Source organism: Providencia sp. PROV205 (assembly GCF_028479505.1).
In the GTDB taxonomy this organism is placed as follows: Bacteria; Pseudomonadota; Gammaproteobacteria; order Enterobacterales; family Enterobacteriaceae; genus Providencia; species Providencia huaxiensis.
On record NZ_JAMPNU010000018.1, the window covers coordinates 19,464 to 38,547 of the forward strand.

At 36.0% G+C, this 19,084-nt stretch carries 15 protein-coding genes; 10 read left to right on the top strand and 5 right to left on the bottom strand.

The window, feature by feature from the left end; all coding sequences use genetic code 11:
• Positions 1 to 270 precede the first annotated feature (270 nt).
• The 5 genes from PR800_RS10970 to PR800_RS10990 all read left to right on the top strand — a co-directional run bounded on the left by PR800_RS10970 (position 271) and on the right by PR800_RS10990 (position 7,008).
• On the top strand, positions 271 to 504 hold the full coding sequence (locus PR800_RS10970) for a putative hemolysin (RefSeq protein ID WP_102140651.1): 234 nt from the start codon (positions 271 to 273) through the stop codon (positions 502 to 504).
• 1,602 nt (positions 505 to 2,106) lie between these two features.
• On the top strand, positions 2,107 to 2,685 hold the full coding sequence (locus PR800_RS10975; RefSeq protein WP_272530802.1) for a fimbrial protein: 579 nt from the start codon (positions 2,107 to 2,109) through the stop codon (positions 2,683 to 2,685).
• 109 nt (positions 2,686 to 2,794) lie between these two features.
• Positions 2,795 to 3,496, top strand: coding sequence for a fimbrial biogenesis chaperone (locus PR800_RS10980; protein WP_102140365.1), 702 nt, complete (start codon positions 2,795 to 2,797; stop codon positions 3,494 to 3,496).
• A gap of 9 nt (positions 3,497 to 3,505) precedes the next feature.
• A complete protein-coding gene (locus PR800_RS10985) occupies positions 3,506 to 5,986 on the top strand; it encodes a fimbria/pilus outer membrane usher protein (RefSeq protein ID WP_206277075.1) in 2,481 nt (826 codons plus the stop codon).
• On the top strand, positions 5,977 to 7,008 hold the full coding sequence (locus PR800_RS10990) for a fimbrial protein (RefSeq protein WP_102140366.1): 1,032 nt from the start codon (positions 5,977 to 5,979) through the stop codon (positions 7,006 to 7,008). The genes PR800_RS10985 and PR800_RS10990 overlap by 10 nt, the downstream gene beginning before the upstream one ends.
• Positions 7,009 to 7,109: 101 nt before the next feature.
• Here the strand turns inward: PR800_RS10990 and PR800_RS10995 are convergent, their stop codons facing one another.
• A complete protein-coding gene (locus PR800_RS10995) occupies positions 7,110 to 7,412 on the bottom strand; it encodes a helix-turn-helix domain-containing protein (protein WP_102140367.1) in 303 nt (100 codons plus the stop codon).
• Positions 7,413 to 7,899: 487 nt separating this feature from the next.
• Entirely contained in the window at positions 7,900 to 8,490 is a 591-nt protein-coding gene (locus PR800_RS11000; RefSeq protein ID WP_166267495.1) for a DJ-1/PfpI family protein, read from the bottom strand.
• Between the two features lie 199 nt (positions 8,491 to 8,689).
• Between PR800_RS11000 and grxB the strand changes: the two genes are divergently transcribed.
• Complete coding sequence (gene grxB / locus PR800_RS11005) at positions 8,690 to 9,328, top strand: glutaredoxin 2 (RefSeq protein WP_272530805.1); 639 nt, start codon at positions 8,690 to 8,692, stop codon at positions 9,326 to 9,328.
• Between the two features lie 70 nt (positions 9,329 to 9,398).
• On the opposite strand, the gene PR800_RS11010 is transcribed toward grxB, so the two are convergent.
• Together PR800_RS11010 and PR800_RS11015 are read right to left on the bottom strand one after the other, a co-directional pair.
• Entirely contained in the window at positions 9,399 to 9,836 is a 438-nt protein-coding gene (locus PR800_RS11010) for an META domain-containing protein (protein WP_102140370.1), read from the bottom strand.
• Positions 9,837 to 9,850: 14 nt separating this feature from the next.
• Positions 9,851 to 10,849, bottom strand: coding sequence for a 2-hydroxyacid dehydrogenase (locus PR800_RS11015; RefSeq protein WP_102140389.1), 999 nt, complete (start codon positions 10,847 to 10,849; stop codon positions 9,851 to 9,853).
• A 234-nt stretch (positions 10,850 to 11,083) separates the two neighbouring features.
• Between PR800_RS11015 and PR800_RS11020 the strand changes: the two genes are divergently transcribed.
• Genes PR800_RS11020 through PR800_RS11030 form a run of 3 tightly spaced genes read left to right on the top strand, consistent with a single transcriptional unit; the run spans position 11,084 to position 14,231 of the window.
• Complete coding sequence (locus PR800_RS11020) at positions 11,084 to 13,681, top strand: YdbH family protein (protein WP_272530807.1); 2,598 nt, start codon at positions 11,084 to 11,086, stop codon at positions 13,679 to 13,681.
• Positions 13,682 to 13,692: 11 nt separating this feature from the next.
• Positions 13,693 to 13,905 (top strand): YnbE family lipoprotein, encoded by a 213-nt coding sequence (locus PR800_RS11025; protein WP_102140371.1) that lies wholly within the window; start codon positions 13,693 to 13,695, stop codon positions 13,903 to 13,905.
• Positions 13,902 to 14,231: a YdbL family protein gene (locus tag PR800_RS11030; protein WP_125894796.1), complete on the top strand. Its 330-nt coding sequence runs from the start codon at positions 13,902 to 13,904 to the stop codon at positions 14,229 to 14,231. The genes PR800_RS11025 and PR800_RS11030 overlap by 4 nt, the downstream gene beginning before the upstream one ends.
• Positions 14,232 to 14,311: 80 nt before the next feature.
• Here the strand turns inward: PR800_RS11030 and PR800_RS11035 are convergent, their stop codons facing one another.
• On the bottom strand, positions 14,312 to 14,911 hold the full coding sequence (locus tag PR800_RS11035; RefSeq protein ID WP_166267493.1) for an FMN-dependent NADH-azoreductase: 600 nt from the start codon (positions 14,909 to 14,911) through the stop codon (positions 14,312 to 14,314).
• A 214-nt stretch (positions 14,912 to 15,125) separates the two neighbouring features.
• Between PR800_RS11035 and hrpA the strand changes: the two genes are divergently transcribed.
• Positions 15,126 to 19,025 carry an ATP-dependent RNA helicase HrpA gene (gene hrpA / locus PR800_RS11040; protein ID WP_272530809.1) on the top strand — a complete coding sequence of 1,300 codons (3,900 nt, stop codon included), beginning with the start codon at positions 15,126 to 15,128 and terminating at the stop codon, positions 19,023 to 19,025.
• Positions 19,026 to 19,084 lie beyond the last annotated feature (59 nt).

The following is a 19,084-nucleotide window of genomic DNA, read 5'->3' on the forward strand; positions in this document are numbered from 1 at the left end:
GCTGACAAGCTCCAGTATGCTAAACCAGATAAAACTAAGACAAGCAGTAACAAGTAAGTAATGAAATAAATCATATTTTTTAGGGTGTTGAAGTAATAAATATCTGCTAATGATAAAGAATTTTAGGCTAAAGTAATTTATTAGCCGTTGTTGATATAATATTGAACACTTAATGCGATATTGTTTTATTTTCGAATAAAATTGAGTTTATATTAGTTTCACTCGGTTATAATAAATAAATATTTTAATTTAACCTAGAGAATATTTCTTATGAAAAAAATACTTGTGTTAGCTGGTTTGGCTATTATTTCTGGATGTGTTTCCAATGAAACTGAAATGGAGTCAAAGAGTGTAGGCATAGCAAATCCTGCATCAGTATATTGTGAGCAAATTGGGGGGACAGTAGAAATTGAAAATACAGCGGATGGGCAAGTAGGGTACTGTATTTTACCATCAGGTGAAAGAGTAGAAGAATGGGCTCTATACCGCCAGAACAAACACTAGTCAATCTTTCACCTCTTAACTGCCATCAGCAGAAATATTTTGTGAGATTTTTGCTGTAGTTCCCCCCTAATAATTTTTCTATTCTATATTAATCATTTCTTGAAATTAGCCGATATTACTATTATCCAGTATAACTGTCAGTGTTAAGTGTGTTTTCATAGTTTGATCAACGAGATAACTATGTTTATATACATGTAAAATACTTAGTAGACACATCATAAGGCTTTTTTGCGATATTTTGATGGCCTCATATGGATTTGGTAAGGGAGTCATCGTGTTTTTATGGTAAATTATTGATATAAAATATTTTTATCCTTTAATATCACATAATCGGTAATTTGTAGTACGAAAACAGAAACAGCTACCTTATGTTATGTGATTGCTAAGTAAAGTGGGCTTATTAGAACGATTGATTCACTAAAAAGACGCTAAACTGCCTGATAGTAGAAAAATAGCAGAAGGAAAAAGCATCTTTTATTGATGACTTTTTGTATTAGATCACACTTTAACACACGGAATGAGTGATTTAGGAATATTCCTAATGTCAAAATTTGTAATGTAGATCACCTTTTTATAAAGTGTTCGTTTTAAGAAAATATCATTGATTTCATATGGTTATAAAAAGAGAAAATTGACGTAACGCAGTTTATAGTTTGTACAGTTAATCAAGTTTTCTTATTCTATATCAAAAATAATGATAATTTTTTTTAACATAGGCTCAACTAAATAATTTGATATTTCAGTTTTCACTTCAATATCAAGTTGAATGAGTAAAGAATTATATTGCGATTTTATCACTAATTCTTCTATCAGATTTATTTCGTCCGTTTCATTTATTTTGAAATTTTGATTAAAATAGATATTTACCTCGTTAAAAAGCATATTTTAAAATTTTAATAACAACCAAAGCTGACTGTTAATACAAAAGAACATATATACACTCTTGCTGTGTTATTTTGATATTCAAGCATAATAATTCGGAATTCAATATTTGTCATTTTTAGATATGTCATACTCTTATTAAGAATGAATCATTAATTTAATTAATGTTATTCTCTTGAGTTGATGTTCAGTAATTGATGAATTTCATGGTCATTCTGCAACAAAAAGTATCAAAGTATGAATGAAATTATATATTCAATGTAAATATAATGATTTTTGTTATTTCTAATAATCTGTAATTTCTATTTTGTTAGTTTTTAATGTTATGCAATGGCCAATTTCAATACATTAAAATCTAAATATTAATCTTAGTGCGAGTAAGTTAGTTAAATCTAAACATCAAGTAACCCAATCAATAGATCGCTTTTGATAGTTTGCACCTATCAAAAAATAAATAAGTGATGGAAAAAACGATTTAATAAAACTTAAGTTATTATGTATCCTCTCTTCGAAATCATATAGAGCATATGATTATAAATTCTAAATAGGACTAATTAAGAAAGACATTTACTTGCATTAAATAAATGGTTTAAAAATGAAACATAAATAACTAACTGTATTCAATATACGGTAGAACATCTATTTTCCTTATTTACCAAAATGAAAGCTTAATAAGTTCGTTTAAATGTAAGAATAAAAATCTCATATTAGGAAATGAAAATGAAGAAAGTACTACTGACTGCGGTTGCTACAACAATCATCGGCTTATCAACAGCTAACGCAGCAAATAAAGTTGGCGGTGGCCAAGTTAACTTTAACGGTAAAGTAACTGATGTTTCTTGTACTGTTTCTGTTGACGGTCAAGGTAGCGATGCAAGCGTATACTTAGCACCAATTTCATTAGAAGAAGTTCAAGCAGGTGGTAAAGGTACATTATTAAAACCAAAAACATTTGCAATTGATGTGACTAACTGTTCTGCAACATCAGTTGGTGGCAATGCTAAAACGATCGGTGTGGTGTGGACTGGTGGTAACTTATTAAGTGGTAGCGAAAAATTAGGCTATTTAGCGAATACCGATTCTACTGGTGCGAAGAATATCCAATTTGTTTTATCGGCTGATGACGCTAAAAAATTCATCGTACCAGGTGGTGACAAACAACAGTCATCTGAGCTTATTACTCAAATTGACCAAGGTTCACGTTTCCAATATTACGTAGGTTATATCACCGATAAACCAACAGAAGTTACTGCGGGTGAAGTAAAAAGCTACGCAACTTACGAAATCACTTACCAATAAGAATAGGTTGGTTGTTTTAAATTAGTGTTATTAACGTTGTAGTGAAACACTAATCGATATTATTGCAATAAGCGGTAGAACACTGCCGCTTTTATGTTTTGAGGTTTAAATGAAAGCTATCGTATTAGCATGTTGCTTTATCTTCAGTATTAATTCGTTTGCTAACAATATAATTGTTAATGGTACGAGGTTTATTTACCCTGGAGATGAGAAAGAGATCACAGTACAACTTTCAAATACGGCAGAACGTCCAGCGGTTGCTCAAGCTTGGCTTGATACAGGTAATGCATCAGAAACACCTGATACGATAAAAACCCCATTTCAAATTACCCCTCCTGTTTCTCGAGTAGAAGCAAAGGGTGGTCAAAATTTACGCATAAAGTTGATGGATAAAGGGCAAATTCCTCAAGATAGGGAAAGCTTATGGTGGCTCAATATTCTCGATATTCCGCCTACCGTAAAAGGCAAAGATGGAGAAATGCAGAATGTTTTACAACTAGCAATTCGCTCTCGTTTTAAGTTCTTCTACCGACCTGTTGGGCTAGGTAGCCGAGAATTAGCACCTGAACAGTTAGTTATCAAAACAAATGGTAAGAATATTGTTATTGAAAATCCAACACCTTTTTATATTACGGTTACAAAAATATCCACCGATGGGAAAGTAGGCCTCACAGATAAGACTGTTTTGATAGAACCCAAAAATCAGACATTAGTTGAATTAAAGCAGGCAATTAAGTCAGGTAGTAAGGTTGTTGTTAACAATATTAATGACTATGGTTCAGATGTTGCGGTGACTCTAACTGCAAAATAGGAATATATAATGAAACAGCGAGAGTTAAACAATAAATATAGCAATACACTCTCTGTAGTCTGCTTTATTACGTCATGGATTGTTCCCATATTCTATGCATCAGCGGAAGAAGAAACCTATGAATTCAACAGTGGCTTTATCATGGGAAGTAAAGACAATGTTGACTTAGATCGCTTTAATGCCACAGGGATTAGCCCAGGAAAGTATTCAGTTGATGTATACACGAATAATGATTGGAAAGGGCGTTACGAACTTAATTTTGAAGAACAAAAAAATAAACAATTAGGGGTTTGTTACACCCCAGAGTTACTTTCAAACTTAGGTATTGATACTGAAAAATTTAATCCATCAATTGATAAAAACAGTGACACTTGCCTGCCATTGGATGAGTGGAACAGTGACAAAGAAGTTAAAGATATATTTCATACGTCGACACTTCGTTTAGATATTTCTGTACCGCAAATATATGAACAAAAAATTTCTCGTGGTTATGTCTCTCCGCAATTTTGGGAAACAGGAATTCCTGCGTTAAATATTGGTTATATGGCTAATTACTATGATAGCCATATCAGTGGAAACCAAGGTTCAGACAGCTCTAGCGCTTATTTAGGCGTTAATGCTGGCTTGAGCTATGATGGTTGGCTACTGAAACATATAGGAAATTTGAGTTGGCAGCGCTCTGCGGGGTCGGACTGGAACAGTAATCAAACCTATCTTCAGCGACCCATTGCTGCATTAAAATCAAAAGCGACGGTTGGGCAGTTTTATACGGATGGTAACCTATTTGATAGTTTTGGCTTGAGAGGTGTAAAGCTAACAACTGATGACAATATGTATCCAGATGGGATGACAACTTATGCGCCCGAAATTCGAGGGATCGCTCAAAGTAATGCCTTAGTGACGATTCGGCAAAATGGCAATATTATTTATCAAACAACCGTGTCTCCTGGGCCATTTAGTTTGAATGATGTTTATCCATCCGGCTATGGTAATGATTTGAATGTTACAGTAAAAGAGGCTGATGGTAGTGAGACTAATTTTAGTGTGCCATATTCTTCGTTAGCACAATTATTACGTCCAGGGTTTACGCGTTACCAAATAGCGGGTGGTAAATCTGATTCTGAAAATTTAAGAAATCGTCCTTTTGTTATGCAAGCGACTCTTCAGCATGGGATTAATAATACATTTACTCTTTATGGTGGGGTCACTGCTTTTGATGATTACCAAGCTTATTTGTTAGGAAGCGGTATTAATACTGGGATTGGTGCGGTTGCAATTGATGTAACGCAATCTCGTATTGTATTTAATCATCGTACAGATTATGGGCAAAGTTATCGTTTTACATTTAATAAGTTATTCACAGAAACAGACACAAACCTTGTGTTAGCAGCATATCGATATTCTACGAAAGATTATTACAATATTAATAATGCACTTTATGCCATTGATAACGATAAACGTGGCGTTGTCGATACATTAGGGCGTGAAAAAAATGGTTTCAGTTACACTATTAACCAAAATTTACCTGAAGGTTATGGTGGAATTTATTTCATGGGGCGTATTTCAAGTTATTGGGATAAGTCAGGAACAGAAAAACAATATCAACTAAGTTACAACAATAGCATCAATCGCCTTTCATATGGTTTGTCATTTATGAGGGTGTATACACAAAATAGTCATGATAAAAAAGATGACAGGATCGGTGTGAACTTGAGTATTCCTCTTTATTGGGGAGAGAATCAGGTATCTACCTTAACGTCAAATACTACATTTAATAATGAAAAGTTCGGAAGTAGCCAAATAGGAACCAGTGGTACGTTTGACCGTGATAACAATTGGACATACGGTATCAATACCTCAGTTGCAAATGGTGGTGCGAAAAATATCGGTCTTAATACTAGTTACCGTACATCGTCAGCCAATACAAATGCGAATTACAGCCAAGGTGAAGGTTATCGCCAATATGGTGTAGGCGCAAATGGGTCATTAGTTTTGCACTCTGGTGGAATAACGCTAACGCCGAATAATGCAACCACAATTGCATTGATTGAGGCGAAAGGCGCAGAAGGTGCATCAGTGGTAGGGGCGATGGGGACGACAATTGATAGTCATGGTTACGCTATTGCGCCTTATGTAAGGGCTTATCGCACTAATAAAATCGAAATTGACCCGAAAGGCAGTTCCGAAGATATTATTTTTGAAAATATGTCATCACAAATAGTTCCTTATGAAGGTAGTGTTGTTAAGGTTAAATTTGGTACTAAGATTGAAAAAAATGTGATTTATAACGTTAAAAGGCCTAATAACAAACCTCTACCATTTGGCGCTAATGTGACAGACCAAAAAGGTGAGTCAATCGGTATTGTTGGGCAAGGTGGTATGGTGTTCATTAGCAGTGAAATTGCAACTAATGCCATTATTACGTGGGATAAAGGTCAATGTACATTCTCATTAGCTGCAGGAAATAGTAAGGAAGTTCTATGTCAATAAAAAATCAATGGTTTTGGTATATTGGGGTAGGGTTACTATTTACCGCAAATGGAGTATCTGCAAACAATTGGTGGACAGAACGTATCAATAGGAATAGTTGCGAAAGAACGAACCAACCTGCATATAGAGTAGACATGAGGCTAGGAAAAATAGTTGTTGATCCTAACCTCCCGGTTGGTAGTGTAATTAAAACGCAAGATTATACAATGAATACCAATCAAACTTACCTCTGGTGCCGTGGAAAGGTGAATATTGAGGCTGAAGTCGTGATGCCTGACCTACGTGATATTGGTGGAAAAGTGTATCAAACGAATGTTGAAGGTATTGGTTTAAAATTCCACCGCTCATCGGGTCGGCAGCATTCTATGACTTACCCAAGTACTTTTCCTATAGATGTGGGATATTATACTACCCCAATGTCATTAAATGATTCTACTTTTACGTTAAGTATAATAAAAACGGCTAAATATACAGGAACCGGAACACTCGCAAGTGGTATCTATACTACTTATGGATATAAACCTAATAACAGTCCAATCTTAGTTAGTTATTTAGATGCAAATGCTATTACTATCGTTTCGCCATCCTGCCAAGTGACAAGTGGTGAAAATCAAAATGTAATGTTAGACCCTATAAAACGAGTTCAATTAACAGCGCGAGACCAACCTGCAGGTGAAAAAGATTTTACAATAAAATTGAAATGTAGTGGTGGTACTAGTTTTACAGGAAAAACTAATATTGATGTGACTTTTAGCGGAATTAAAGCAACGGGTACTCAAGTCAATGGTGTTTTAGCAAACCAAAGCACATATAGCCCAGCAAAAGGAATTGGTGTTCAAGTTATACAGCGAAAAGATAAAAGCCCAATCAATTTTGGCCGTCCATATCATGTAGCATCATTAAATAATAATGATACTAAAGATATCGATATAGAACTTACTGCTCGTTATTTTCAATATGAAGATAGAACTACACCGGGAGAGGTTTATGCTCAAATGCGCTTTGATATTACATATGATTAATTATTAAAAATATCTTATTCAATAATAAAGGTTGATTTCATATTTAGACTCAACCTTTATTCTGTCATTCAAAATGATAATACGTAATTATTATAGGAAAATCATTTTAAATCAACGATTATGCTTTCTGCAGTATACTGTCGCTCTTTATTTGATTGTTCAAATTCATCATTTTTTTCAATTTTTAGTCCGCTTGTATAACCTTGAAAAAACCATTCAATCGGGCAATTTAATGCTTCAGCGATATCAACTAAATGATTAATTGGAATTTTGTTAATACCATTTTCATAACGTGATATTTGTTGTTGGCTTAAATTTAATTTCTCAGCTAAATTAGCGCCTGATAGACCGAGTTCTTTTCTCCGGTTTTTTATTTTAATACCAATTATAGTATGAATGTCCATATGACATCCTCAATTTATAGGAAAGATTATTATTCAATGCACTTAATTTAAATTACGCTAGATAGTATATTAAAAAACAAATGAATTTAAAAGTTTTTATGAACATAATTATGATGAGAATCTCTATTTATAACTTGTTCATTTGCAGTATAATAACATTATTTATGATATGGTTATTATAATTACATAAGTAAAAATATCTATATTTATTATTCCCCACGGTGAGGTCTTTAAATTTAATTTTTAATATCTTATTTCTGCCTCTCAATTTTGTTAAATTTTTGATTTAAAATCAGCTAGTTATAATTTCTATTATAACACTGGTGTTATAGTGGTAAAGTTAATGGATCGTTTTAAAATGTTAATTTTTTGTTTTGGCTGATTTAATCTAAATAATCGTTTTTTAAAAATAAAGGTACAGATCAATAATATTAATCATATACCAATTTAATTGATATTAAATAAAATCTTAAATCATCTTAAATGATTACTTAGAGAATGGATCATGTTTAGCATTTTGATTCCATATGTATTCCATTTTAAGTGCGATATTACTTGCAATACTTTGGTCATAAAAATCGCAAATAATCTGTAATGACATATCAATACCTGCACTAATGCCTGATGAAGTATAAAACTTATTATCATGAACCCATCTAGCTTTCGGTTGCCATAACACTTGGTTATTAAGAGAAGTTACCCACTGATAAGATAGCTTATTTGTCGTAGCTTTAAAGCCATTTAAAAGAGACGTTTGAGCAAGAAGTGCGGAGCCAGTACAAACGGAAATGACAGTCTCTGCAAACTCGGCTTGTTTTTTTAGCCACTGAATATACTGATCATTTTTCGATAATGAGCGAGTACCTTGCCCTCCAGGTATCAAAATACATTGATAGCAAGGGGTCTGAATAGGTAAGGTATTAAGTGTAACTCCCTGAGAACTGCGCATGGGCTCTCCTGAAGGTGAGATAAATACAATTTGGCAATCTTTTAAGCTACCAAATACTTCAACAGGCCCCATGACATCAAGGGTTTCAAAATTATCAAAAAGGATAATTGCGATAGAATTTAGCGACATATTTTTCTCAGATGTTGTCATTGTTGAGTATATTGTGCCACGTTATATATTTTATGATTGGGATTTTGTGCACTCTAATATACTTATATTACTTAGTGATAAACAAAATTTCATAAGCGTGATAAAGCATAAATATGGGCACTGAAGTATACTGTATAAAACCTATTGGGCTTTTAATACCAAACTAGCGAGGTTAACAATGAAATTATATATTTATGATCACTGTCCATTTTGTGTCAGAGCAAGAATGATTTTTGGTTTAAAAAAGTTAGCGGTAGAGCAAATTGTGTTATTCGATGATGACATCGAAACACCGACAAAAATGATTGGTCGGAAAATGCTGCCTATTCTACAAAAAGATGATGGGAGTTATTTACCTGAAAGCTTAGATATTGTGCATTATGTAGATAGCATTAATGAACCTAAATATGCAGGAGGAAACATAACCCCTGAAATAGAGGCTTGGTCTAAAGCGGTTTCTGCTGTGGTATATAAGCTTGTGACACCACGTTTTACACAAACTGATTTCCCTGAAATTAGTACAGCAGAAGCCAGAGCTGCATATATCGCTAGAACATCAAAATCTTATGGTGATTTAAACGAGCTTAAAAAAGAAACGCATACGCTGCTAGTTGAATTAGAGCCCCAACTGTCGTTATTAGATGTGTGGCTAGAAACACGTGGGGAGGTCATTGATATTAATGATTTTATTATTTTTCCAACTTTACGTAGTTTGAGCATAGTTGAGCACTTAGCATTTAGCACAAACATTCGCAACTATATGGAACGAATTGCAAAATCTTCGAATATTAATTTGTTATTTGATAAGGCTAAATAGTCTATCTAGCTGCCAGTTTAGTGTTTTTTGGCAAACGTTTACCGCCTCTAAAAGAGGCGGGTTGTATTCGTTAATTGACGTAGTCGCGTAGTGTATATACTAACTTGTAATGGCCTTGAGTTAACACTAGTTTGTTGTTTTTCAATGAAATTATCGCACCTTCAGACAGTGCTCGATTTATCATTGAATCCCATTTGGATAAATCTTCATCAACGCATTCGAGTTCAGTCCTACTTAAATTTTTTACGGTAATTTTTGCGTTTTTGATATTGCCAAATCCGTTGAAATCATTACACATTGATGCAGAAACAAACATTTTTTCGCCAAAAGCAAGGAAAGGGGCGGTCTGTTTACTGTTAATCGTCTTACCATTTACTTCAGTTAAAATAAAACGGTGGTGCATCAATTTATTTTCAAGTGCTTGGTCATCATTACGCGCATTGACTTGATGAGTTTGGCATGCTGCTAGCAATAAACCCAAAATAGTAAGTGGAATTAGGCGTTTCATAATCCCAGATCCAACTATGCGTTAACAATATTAGGGCAAGTTTCCCCACAACTAATTTGACGGATATTATTTAGCGTAGTTTGACTGATACTTGTTAATGCTTCTTCGGTTAAAAACGCTTGATGCCCAGTAAATAACACATTATGACAAGAAGAAAGTCGACGAAAAACATCATCTTGTATTACGTCATTAGATTTATCTTCGAAGAATAAATCACGTTCATTTTCATATACATCCATACCTAATGCGCCAATTTTTTGTGATTTTAGTGCATTAATGGCGGCAACAGAATCGACTAACGCACCTCGACTTGTATTGATGATCATGACCCCATTTTTCATCTTCTTGAATGCATTTTCATCGAGTAGGTGATGATTTTCAGGTGTTAATGGGCAATGAAGAGAAATAATATCTGATTGTTCATATAGAGTATCTAAGTCAACATATTCAGCACCCAAATCTAAAACAGCTTGGTTTGGGTATGGGTCATGTGCGAGTAAACGCATTCCAAAGCCCTTTAAAATACGTAGTGTCGCTTGGCCAATTTTCCCGGTACCGATAATGCCAGCGGTGCGGTTATGCATATTAAAACCTGTTAATCCCTCGAGAGAGAAATTTGCATCTCGCGTGCGCTGGTACGCCCGGTGGATCCGGCGATTAAGGCATAGCATCATCCCAACTGCGTGTTCTGCAACGGCTTCAGGAGAATAAGCAGGGACTCGAACAACTTGGATACCTAATTCTTTAGCTGCTTGTAAATCAACATTGTTAAAGCCAGCACAACGTAAAGCTAAAATTCGAATATTGAGTGCGGCAAGTTCTTCTAAAACAGCACGATTAGCTTCGTCGTTAACGAAAATACAGATAGCGTCGGCACCAACAGCATTTTTCGCTGTCTGAACCGTCAATGGAAAATCAAAATATTCAATACTAAAATTAAATCCAGAATTTTGATTAACTTGTTCCATATGCTTGCGGTCATACTGTTTGGTACTATAAGAAACAATTTTCATCATAAAGACTCCAATTTTTAGGAACCAATTAGAAAAGAGTAGGTAAAAAGGTGTACCTACAAAATATAAACTCAGAATAAGACAATTAAGTTTGTAAATCACCTATAAATTAAGAAAATAGGTATCTGTTTACGATTGAATGTGGTTTATCTTTGTTAGTATCGCGTTTAATGAGACGATTTTGCTGAAATTTATCATTTGCGCTACAGAACAATTCAAACAAGGGACGTAGTAATGCAGTTAATGAAAAGAGCATTCAGAATATTACTCTGCTTTTTGGGTGGAAGCATTGCTCTCTTAATACTTTTATGGATAACGATATCCCATTGGGCTCCTGTTGTTGCATCATACTATCTTCCTAAGCCATTTAAACTGTCGTTTTCAGAACCAAGAATTAGTCATGGCCAATTGGGTATAGCAAATATCAGTATAACAGCAAATGATTGCACATTAGTTCAGTTGAATAGCACAAGGCTTTCAATCTTTCCCTTGCATGCTATTGTGGATGGCCTTGATGTTAAAACTGAATGTTTGAGTGCTCTTGAGCCAACGAATGAAACAGATAATGATCCGATTAATATTGCAGACGTTATCGATAATATTCCTGTTTTTTCATTAGTCATAAATAATGCCAACATACAGCCATGGAGTGATTACCAAGGCAGTATCTGGTTACGTAAAAATCAGGCTAACCCTCTAGAATTTGATTTTAGCGGCGACAATTTAAGGTTGTCATCTTTAATAAACAGGGAACACCAATTAGTCATTCAAAATTTTTTAGCATTTCTACCAGAACAAAAGCAAACAATAGAATTATTTGGTGATGTGCAACTCCCCTTAATGGCAAATCAGCTTCCAGAAAAAGGCGAGCTGAATGCTTATTTTAAGTTAATCAACCCAGAAAAATTCTTACAAGCTAAATTCAGTTGGTTGAATGACCAAGGCGTCTTTAGTGTCATGGATACAGACACAAAGGAAGAATTGCTTTATTTACCATGGTTACTATCGCCTTCTAGAATACAAATAGCGCAAGGGAAGTGGCAATGGAAAGAAGTAGATATTCCTTTACAAGGCGGTATCAGCCTTCAAGTTGATAACTGGAATAATACATTAAGTGAAATGGTATTTTCTGGGCGTATTAATATGCTCACACAAGCAAAGAAAGGGAAAGCCAATATTGTCTTAGCGGTGCCATCTACCCAGATAAATTTACTCGATGCTGATATTAACTTTAGGTTACATGGCCAAGTTAAATATGATGATATGGTGCTGGATATTAATTTACCAGCCAAGGTTTCAGGCCAGTTAGCCACACCAAAAGTTTCTTTTTTATCCAGTTCATTATTAAGAGCTTATGGCCGCCTTTCTGAAACATTGGTTCTTAACGAAGTTAGATTACCACTCGCGGGGACATCGTTAGGTGAAGATGGTATTTCAGGGCGTTTGCAAGCTATTCTAAAAATTAAAGAGCAATATTGGGGGGATTTTGATATTCATTTGGATGGTAAAGCTAATAAATTCACCTTGGATAAAGGAAAATGGTTTTGGAATTATTGGGGAAATGCCAACTTGCCGTCATTATCGGCTAATTGGGATATTAAGGGTAATGGGAGTTGGCAGGACACTTTAATCACATTAAATAGCTTAAATACAGGGTTTGACCAAATACAATATGGGCTCTTATCGATGAGGGCTCCGCGTTTACAACTAAGTAAGCCATTAGTTTGGCAACGTGATCAGAATAAAGCCAATTTTAATGGACAATTACAGCTTACCAGTGAACGAATGCAATTTGGTACTGAAAGTTATCTACCAAAAATTACATTAGATGCGGATCTTAGTGGAAAATCTCCCGCTGAATTTCAACTTAAAGGTGATTTAAGCACTAAAGATGTCGGGCCAATCGTCATATTTGGGCGCTGGGACGGTGAAAGATTAAGAGGGGAAGCGCGTTGGCCTGAACAGTCAGTCACGGCTTTTCAAACATTAATTCCTGCTGATCTTGGAATTGAATTAAAACAAGGAAAATTATTTTCTCAAGCTGCATTCTCAATAACACCAGAAGATGGTTTTATTGCAGGAGGACACTGGCGTGTAGAAAATACTAGCCTTTGGTTAAAAGATGGTGAGTTATCAGGATTAGACTTTGTTTTACCATGGCGTTTAAAACAAAGTACTTGGACTTTAGGGGGGAAGGCGCCCGTTGAGTTACGTATTAAACAGCTCAATAATTTATTTGAATTGACGGATATTAAAGCCGATCTTTCTGGCTCATATCCACCAACGGAAAATATGCCGTTAAAACTGACTAATGTGGGCTTTAAAACCTTAGGGGGTGAGGTATCGATGGATTTACTGCGCTGGCCACAAACCCATGCCTCCTCGATAAAATTAAAACAGATTGAACTTAGTCAGTTATTTACCATATTAAAAGTGTCACAATTTGCTGTTTCAGGTAAAGTTAATGGTGAGTTACCTTTTTATTTAAATAATCCAGAGTGGATAGTTAAAGATGGGTGGTTAGAAAATAGTGGGCCATTAACGTTACGGTTAGATACTCAATTTGTTGATTCCATCCGAGAGGATAATATATCTGCGGGTTCCGCTATGGGGTGGCTACAATATTTGGAAATAAAACGCAGCCGTACAGACGTTAATGTTACAAACTTAGGGTTGTTAAATATGAAAACAATCCTTGAAGGGTATAACACGCAAGAAAAGAAAAAACGTGAAGTTCATTTGCATTATCAACATGAAGAAAATATCTTTCAATTATGGCGTAGTTTACGATTTGGTAGCTCCTTAGAAGAGTGGTTGGAAAAAAATTTATAATGAGCATAAGAATGAACGTGAAAATATTAAAATTTACTACAGCTATATCGATTGCGTTATTGTTATCAGCTTGCTTACGAGTTGAGGTCGCAACACCGGATAAGCCCATCAATATTAATATGAACGTAAAAATTGAACATGAAATCCAAATAAAAGCGGATAGGCAAGTAGAAGAATTATTAAAAGAAAATAGTGATTTGTTCGGAGAGGTAAATCCCAAATGAGTCGAATTATCAAAGTACTAGCGCTATGTTCATTATTGACTACTTTTCAGGCTGTAGCAATTACAGTGGATGAAGCCAAAGAAACAGGCCTATTGGGGGAAACATTGTCAGGGTATTTAGCTCCAATTAATACAAATAATCAGGAGGCCACCAAGCTAGCAGCGCAAATAAACCAAGAACGGGAAAAAAGATATAGCGAAATTGCTGCAAAAAATAACCTAAAAACTAATGACGTTGCAAGGATAGCAGGACAGAAGCTCGTAGAAAGGGCGAACTCTGGGGAATTTGTACGTGGAATTAATGGTCAATGGCTACAAAAGAAATAAAAAGCGCACTCAGAAAGTGCGCAAAATATAACAATGGTAGTTTTGGATCTTAATAATATATTACTTAGAAAGTCTAGATCTTAAGCGATAATTGTATTGATATGGCTTTGTGCTTGTTGATGCGCTCGTTCGACTGACTCTTGGCCTAACGACGTGCCTTCAGCAAAAATAAACTCAACGTCGGTAATACCAATGAAATTTAGAAATAGTGTTAAATAAGGCACCATGGTGTCTGTTGGTGTGTCTTTGTAGATACCGCCTCGGCTCGTTAATATATAGGCACGTTTGTCTTTTAATAAGCCGACAGAACCTTGTTCTGTATATTTAAACGTGTGGCCTGAGCGAGCGATAAAGTCGAAGTAATGTTTTAAGTGGGAAGAAATCGTAAAGTTATACATTGGGGCTGCAATAACAATTATATCGTGAGCTTTAATTTCCTCAATTAACGTATTTGACAGGTCCAAATGTGCTTGTTGTTGTTCTGTTTTCGTGTCACTTGGGCCAAAAGCTGCTAAAATTTCACCGTCAATCGCTGGAATTGGTTCTTTGACTAAATCTCGTACAGTTACTGTATCTGCTGAGTGTTTTTCCTGCCATTGTTGAATAAAGTAATCTGCCATTTTATTGCTTTGTGAATAGTCAGCCAGAATACTTGATTTCAATAGTAATACTTTACTCATGTGTTCCTCTATGTTTAGGTGAAATTTTATTGGTAATGATACGTGAGGTGTAACTGATTGATAGGAAAAAAATTAGATAGCCTTCTTCAAAAAAATTGATGGTATTTTCATGTGATAACAACAATTAAAAATAAAAACAAAATTTAGCCCTCACAAATTGCGAAGTGGATTGGCTAGCGTGCATTGAAACTTATTAAAGATAAGGATTTAACAGGTGAAATCCATACTGACAGCATTAACCGCTGATATTGGACAAACTTCATTACGTGACCAATGGTTACTGAAAAAAAGAGTGCAAGGTATTGCAAAGATCCAGAACGAAAAATCGCGCTCTGCGGTACTTGACGCTATTAAAATAGATATTGAGAAAGCCAAACAAAGAGTTGAACTTAAACGATTAAACTCACCTAAAATTGTGTATCCAGATAATTTACCGGTTAGCCAGAAAAAAGACGTTATTTTAGATGCCATTAAAAAGCATCAAGTTGTTATTATTGCAGGTGAAACTGGGTCAGGTAAAACAACGCAGATCCCAAAAATTTGCCTGGAACTTGGCAGAGGGGTTCTAGGGTTTATTGGGCATACTCAACCAAGACGGTTAGCTGCACGCTCAGTCGCAACACGTCTTGCTCAAGAGCTTGAATGTGAATTAGGTTCAAATGTTGGTTATAAAGTCCGTTTTAGTGACCAAGTGAGTGAAACGACTCAAGTCAAATTGATGACTGATGGTATCTTGCTTGCAGAATTACAAAATGACAAATTGCTGTTGCAATATGACACTATTATTATCGATGAGGCTCACGAAAGAAGCCTTAATATCGACTTTATTTTAGGTTACTTACGTCAATTATTACCGAGACGTCCTGATTTAAAAGTGATTATTACATCGGCAACCATTGACCCTGAGCGTTTTTCGAAGCACTTTAGTCACGCTCCGATTGTTGAAGTATCTGGGCGAACTTATCCCGTTGAAGTTCGTTATCGCCCTATTATTGGAGAGCAAAACGATAGTGACCGTGACCAAATTGATGGGATCATAGATGCGGTAAATGAACTGTCGGTTGAAGGTAATGGCGATATATTGATTTTTATGAGTGGTGAGCGGGAGATCCGTGATACTGCTGATGCGTTATCAAAACTTTCTTTACGTCACACTGAAATTTTACCTCTTTTCGCAAGGCTCTCTAATAGTGAGCAAAATCGCATCTTCCATCCTCATGGGGGGCGGCGGATCATTCTTGCAACAAACGTAGCAGAAACATCATTAACTGTACCAGGTATCAAATATGTCATTGATACCGGTTATGCGCGAATTAGTCGTTATAGTTACCGAACAAAAGTGCAACGCCTTCCTGTTGAAGCTATCTCTCAGGCTTCAGCTAACCAACGTAAAGGGCGCTGTGGCCGTGTTTCTGATGGAATTTGTATTCGTTTATACTCAGAAGATGACTTTCTATCACGTCCAGAATTCACGGATCCTGAAATTTTACGGACGAATTTGGCATCAGTTATATTACAAATGACTTCTATTGGTCTTGGTGATATCTCTGCATTTCCATTTGTGGAGGCTCCAGATAAACGTAACATCCAAGATGGTGTGAAATTACTGGAAGAGCTAGGTGCAATTAAGTCCCACAAACAGGCGGATAAAGGCTATCAATTAACGGATACAGGTAGGCAACTAGCCCAGCTTCCTGTTGACCCAAGGCTCGCTCGGATGGTGATTGAAGCTCGTAAACATGGTGCAGTACGTGAAACAATGGTGATTGTTTCTGCATTATCAATTCAAGACCCGAGAGAGAGACCGTTAGAAAAACAGCAAGCTGCTGATGAAAAACATCGGCGTTTCCATGATAAACAATCAGACTTCTTAGCCTTTTTAAACCTTTGGGATTATTTAAAAGAACAACAAACGCAGCTTTCTAACGCCCAATTTAGAAAAATGTGTCGCCAAGATTTTCTAAATTACTTACGTATTCGAGAATGGCAAGATTTGTATACCCAATTGAGACAAGTGGTGAAAGAACAAGGTTTTGCCATTAATAGCTCTGAGGCTGATTTTCGGAGTATTCATGTTTCGCTATTGGCTGGTTTGCTTTCACATATTGGCCAAAAAGACGCGGATAAACACGAGTTCACTGGGGCTAGGAATGCACGTTTTACTATTTTTCCAGGGTCGGGTCTATTTAAAAAACCACCCAAATGGGCAATGGTAGCGGAACTTGTTGAGACATCGAAATTATGGGGAAGAATTGCCGCATCCATCGATGTTGAGTGGGTTGAACCCTTAGCTGAACATTTAACTAAACATAGTTATAGTGAACCTCATTGGTCAAAATCTGAAGGTGCGGTAATGGCATCAGAAAAAGTGACGCTATATGGGCTACCTATTGTTGCATCAAGGCAGGTTAATTATGGGAATGTTGACCCATTACTGTGCCGTGAATTGTTTATTCGTCATGCATTAGTTGAAGGGGATTGGGTTACTCGTCACGCATTCTTTAAAGAAAATCTGAAGTTATTATCTGAAGTTGAAGATTTGGAGCATAAATCACGTCGGCGTGATATTTTAGTTGATGATGAAACATTATTTGCATTTTATGACCAACGGATCCCGAATGATGTGATTTCCTCCCGTCATTTTGATAATTGGTGGAAAACGGCATCTAAGCAACAATCTGACTTGTTAAGCTTTGAAAAGAGCATGCTGATTAAGGAGGACGCCAGTAATGTTTCGGCACTTGATTATCCTAACTATTGGCATCAAGGGGATTTAAAATTTCGGTTGAGTTACCAATTTGAACCTGGAACTGATGCTGATGGTGTGACGGTACATATACCTCTTGCTGTATTAAATCAGGTTCAGAATATTGGCTTTGATTGGCAAGTTCCTGGGCTGCGTCATGAGCTAATCGTTGCTTTAATTAAATCATTACCTAAACCAATTAGACGAAATTTTGTCCCTGCACCTAATTATGCTTCTGCATTTTTAGAGCGAGTGCCAGAGCCTGAAGGCAGTGTACTGGATAAACTTGAACGTGAATTACGCCGTATGACGGGTGTTACTGTTGAACGCGGATCATGGCAACTAGCGCAGCTTCCAGCCCATTTAAAAATGACGTATCGTGTTGTAGGCGACAAAAATAAAACCGTTGCGGAAGGGCAAAATCTTGATGAGCTAAAAAATAGCTTAAAAGAAAAAGTGCAAGAAACGTTATCTGAAGTTGTGGATGACGGTATTGAGCAACACGGGTTACATATTTGGAGTTTTGGCGAATTACCTCAACGTTATGAACAAAAAAGAGGCGGATATTCCGTTAAAGCTTATCCTGCATTAGTTGATGAGAGAAATAGCGTAGGTATCAAGGTATTTGAAACAGAGCTGGAACAACAGCAAGCAATGTGGGCCGGCGTGCGTCGATTGTTGCTGTTAAATATTCCATCGCCAATTAAGTATTTGCATGAAAAACTACCAAACAAATCAAAATTAGGTTTGTATTTTAACCCTTATGGCAAGGTGTTAGAGTTAATTGATGACTGTATTGCTTGTGGTGTTGACCAATTAATTGCTAATTTTGGTGGTGCAGTTTGGAATGAAGTGCAGTTTGAAAAATTGAAAGAGTTTGCACGAGCAGAATTAAATGATGTGGTTGTTAATATTGCTAAGCAAGTTGAACAAATATTAACAGCGGTGTTTGCTATCAATAAACGTCTAAAAGGGCGGGTCGATTTTTCGATGGCAATAGCATTATCGGATATAAAAACACAAATGTCGAATCTCGTGTTTAAAGGCTTTGTGACCACTCATGGTTGGAAACGCTTACCTGATATCCTTCGTTATTTAAATGGGGTAGAGCGGCGATTAGAAAAACTGGCTATTGATCCTAACCGAGATCGTGCACAACTGAGTAAGGTAGAGCATGTTCAGAATATGTGGCAACAATGGTTAGCTAAGTTATCTCCAGTTCAGCGAAATATGCCAGAAGTGCAAGAAATTCGTTGGATGATTGAAGAACTGCGTGTCAGCTTGTTTGCCCAACAATTGGGAACTCCGTACCCAATATCGGATAAGCGGATCATACAGACGATGGAGCACTTGTCTCAACAACTGTAAGAATGATTATTTTACTCGTTGACGCTTCACATATTATTTATGTGAAGCGCTTTTCCTTT

What these genes read in the sequence shown, in the direction of transcription:
- PR800_RS10980 (WP_102140365.1), top strand. Translation starts at nt 2,795, where the DNA reads ATGAAAGCTATCGTATTAGCATGTTGCTTTATCTTCAGTATTAATTCG.
- PR800_RS11020 (WP_272530807.1), top strand. Translation starts at nt 11,084, where the DNA reads ATGCAGTTAATGAAAAGAGCATTCAGAATATTACTCTGCTTTTTGGGT.
- PR800_RS11035 (WP_166267493.1), bottom strand. Translation starts at nt 14,911, where the DNA reads ATGAGTAAAGTATTACTATTGAAATCAAGTATTCTGGCTGACTATTCA.
- PR800_RS10970 (WP_102140651.1), top strand. Translation starts at nt 271, where the DNA reads ATGAAAAAAATACTTGTGTTAGCTGGTTTGGCTATTATTTCTGGATGT.
- PR800_RS11010 (WP_102140370.1), bottom strand. Translation starts at nt 9,836, where the DNA reads ATGAAACGCCTAATTCCACTTACTATTTTGGGTTTATTGCTAGCAGCA.
- grxB (WP_272530805.1), top strand. Translation starts at nt 8,690, where the DNA reads ATGAAATTATATATTTATGATCACTGTCCATTTTGTGTCAGAGCAAGA.
- PR800_RS10985 (WP_206277075.1), top strand. Translation starts at nt 3,506, where the DNA reads ATGAAACAGCGAGAGTTAAACAATAAATATAGCAATACACTCTCTGTA.
- PR800_RS11015 (WP_102140389.1), bottom strand. Translation starts at nt 10,849, where the DNA reads ATGAAAATTGTTTCTTATAGTACCAAACAGTATGACCGCAAGCATATG.
- PR800_RS11030 (WP_125894796.1), top strand. Translation starts at nt 13,902, where the DNA reads ATGAGTCGAATTATCAAAGTACTAGCGCTATGTTCATTATTGACTACT.
- PR800_RS11000 (WP_166267495.1), bottom strand. Translation starts at nt 8,490, where the DNA reads ATGTCGCTAAATTCTATCGCAATTATCCTTTTTGATAATTTTGAAACC.
- PR800_RS10975 (WP_272530802.1), top strand. Translation starts at nt 2,107, where the DNA reads ATGAAGAAAGTACTACTGACTGCGGTTGCTACAACAATCATCGGCTTA.
- PR800_RS10990 (WP_102140366.1), top strand. Translation starts at nt 5,977, where the DNA reads ATGTCAATAAAAAATCAATGGTTTTGGTATATTGGGGTAGGGTTACTA.
- PR800_RS10995 (WP_102140367.1), bottom strand. Translation starts at nt 7,412, where the DNA reads ATGGACATTCATACTATAATTGGTATTAAAATAAAAAACCGGAGAAAA.
- PR800_RS11025 (WP_102140371.1), top strand. Translation starts at nt 13,693, where the DNA reads ATGAACGTGAAAATATTAAAATTTACTACAGCTATATCGATTGCGTTA.